This is a genomic window from Enterobacter sp. PGRG2, assembly GCF_030291195.1.
GTDB lineage: Bacteria > Pseudomonadota > Gammaproteobacteria > Enterobacterales > Enterobacteriaceae > Enterobacter_D.
In genome coordinates this window covers 1804799-1806653 of record NZ_CP127837.1, presented here as the reverse complement: position 1 = coordinate 1806653, position 1855 = coordinate 1804799, and the positions used below count along the sequence as shown (strand labels likewise).

The following is a 1855-nucleotide window of genomic DNA, read 5'->3' as shown; positions in this document are numbered from 1 at the left end:
ATCCCCCTCACCTTGCCCTCCCCCCAACCACATGCAACAATCGTAACGACCATTGTCATTACACAATGGTTTATCATGAGTAGCATCACCCGGTGCATCGACCATGCATTCAAAGCGCGGACCGTTATGCCGCAGCGGAAGCGTAAAATTTTCAACAGGTAGACTATGGCTCGCGCAAAATTAAAATTCCGGCTGCATCGCACCGTGATTGTCCTGATCTGTCTCGCCCTTCTGGTGGCGCTGATGCAGGGGGCCAGCTGGTTCAGCCAGAGCCACCAGCGGGCGCGCAATCCACAGCTGGAGGAGCTGGCCCGCACGCTGGCGCGTCAGGTGACGCTGAATCTCGCGCCGCTGATGCGCAGTGAAACGCCGGACGAAAAACGTATCGGCCAGATCCTGCGTCAGCTAACCGACGAAAGCCGCATTCTGGATGCGGGCGTCTATGACGAACAGGGCGATCTGGTGGTCCGCGCGGGCGAAAGCGTCGATGTGCGCGACCGGCTGGCGCTGGATGGCAAAAAAGCGGGCGGCTATTTTAACCAGCAAATTGTCGAGCCGGTGCCGGGTAAAAATGGTCCGCTGGGCTATCTGCGCCTGACGCTGGATACCCATACGCTGGCGACCGAAGCGAAACAGGTCGATAACACCACCAATATTTTACGCCTGATGCTGCTGCTCTCCCTCGCCATCGGCGTGGTGCTGACCCGCACCCTGTTGCAGGGCAAACGCACCCGCTGGCAGCAATCCCCCTTCCTGCTGACGGCCAGCAAGTCGGTGCCGGAAGAAGAAGAGCGTGATAAAAAGGAACCCTGACGGGACACCGTATAAAGGAGACTGGCTATGTCCACCCTGCGTTTATTGATTTCTGACTCTTACGATCCCTGGTTTAACCTGGCGGTGGAAGAGTGCATTTTCCGCCAGATGCCCGCCACGCAGCGCGTGCTGTTCCTGTGGCGCAATGCGGATACCGTGGTCATTGGCCGGGCGCAGAATCCATGGAAAGAGTGTAATACCCGGCGCATGGAAGAGGATCATGTGCGCCTTGCCCGTCGCAGCAGCGGCGGCGGCGCGGTGTTTCACGATCTCGGCAATACCTGCTTCACCTTTATGGCGGGTAAGCCGGAATATGATAAAAGCATTTCCACGGCGATCGTCTTAAACGCGCTGCGATCCCTTGGCGCGACGGCGGAAGCCTCCGGGCGTAACGATCTGGTGGTAAAAACCCCGGACGGCGACCGTAAAGTCTCCGGCTCCGCCTACCGGGAGACGCCGGATCGTGGTTTTCATCACGGTACGCTGCTGCTGAATGCCGATCTCAGCCGTCTGGCGAACTACCTGAATCCGGACAAGAAAAAGCTCCAGGCCAAAGGGATCACCTCGGTGCGCGGGCGGGTGGCGAACCTTGTCGATCTGCTGCCCGGCATCACCCATGAGGCGATCTGCGAAGCCGTCACCCGCGCCTTTTTCGAACACTACGGTGAAAGCGTGGAGGCGGAGATCATCTCCCCGGACAAGACGCCGGATCTGCCGAACTTCGCCGAAACCTTTGCCCGCCAGAGCAGCTGGGAGTGGAACTTTGGTCAGGCCCCGGCCTTCAGCCATTTACTGGACGAGCGCTTTACCTGGGGCGGCGTGGAGCTGCATTTCGATGTGGAAAAAGGCCATATTACCCGCACGCAGGTGTTCACCGACAGCCTGAATCCCGCGCCGCTCGAAGCACTGGCGGCACGTTTGCAGGGCTGTTTGTATCGCGCCGATCGGCTGCAACAGGTTTGTGAGAAGTTGATTGCGGATTATCCTGAGCAGGAAAAAGAACTGCGGGAGTTGTCGGCGTGGATTGCCGGGGCAGTGCGCT

At 59.0% G+C, this 1855-nt stretch carries 2 protein-coding genes; both read left to right on the top strand.

All coding sequences use genetic code 11. From position 1 onward, the window contains the following. The first annotated feature begins 165 nt into the window (after window positions 1-165). Window positions 166-813: a YtjB family periplasmic protein gene (locus tag QRD42_RS07825; protein WP_321988562.1), complete on the top strand. Its 648-nt coding sequence runs from the start codon at window positions 166-168 to the stop codon at window positions 811-813. A gap of 27 nt (window positions 814-840) precedes the next feature. After that, a partial coding sequence (locus QRD42_RS07820; protein ID WP_321988561.1) for a lipoate--protein ligase A occupies window positions 841-1855 on the top strand: 1015 nt, incomplete at its 3' end.

Bases quoted from the DNA above. Each gene is read 5' to 3' on its own strand.
- QRD42_RS07825 (WP_321988562.1), top strand. From the start codon at position 166: ATGGCTCGCGCAAAATTAAAATTCCGGCTGCATCGCACCGTGATTGTC.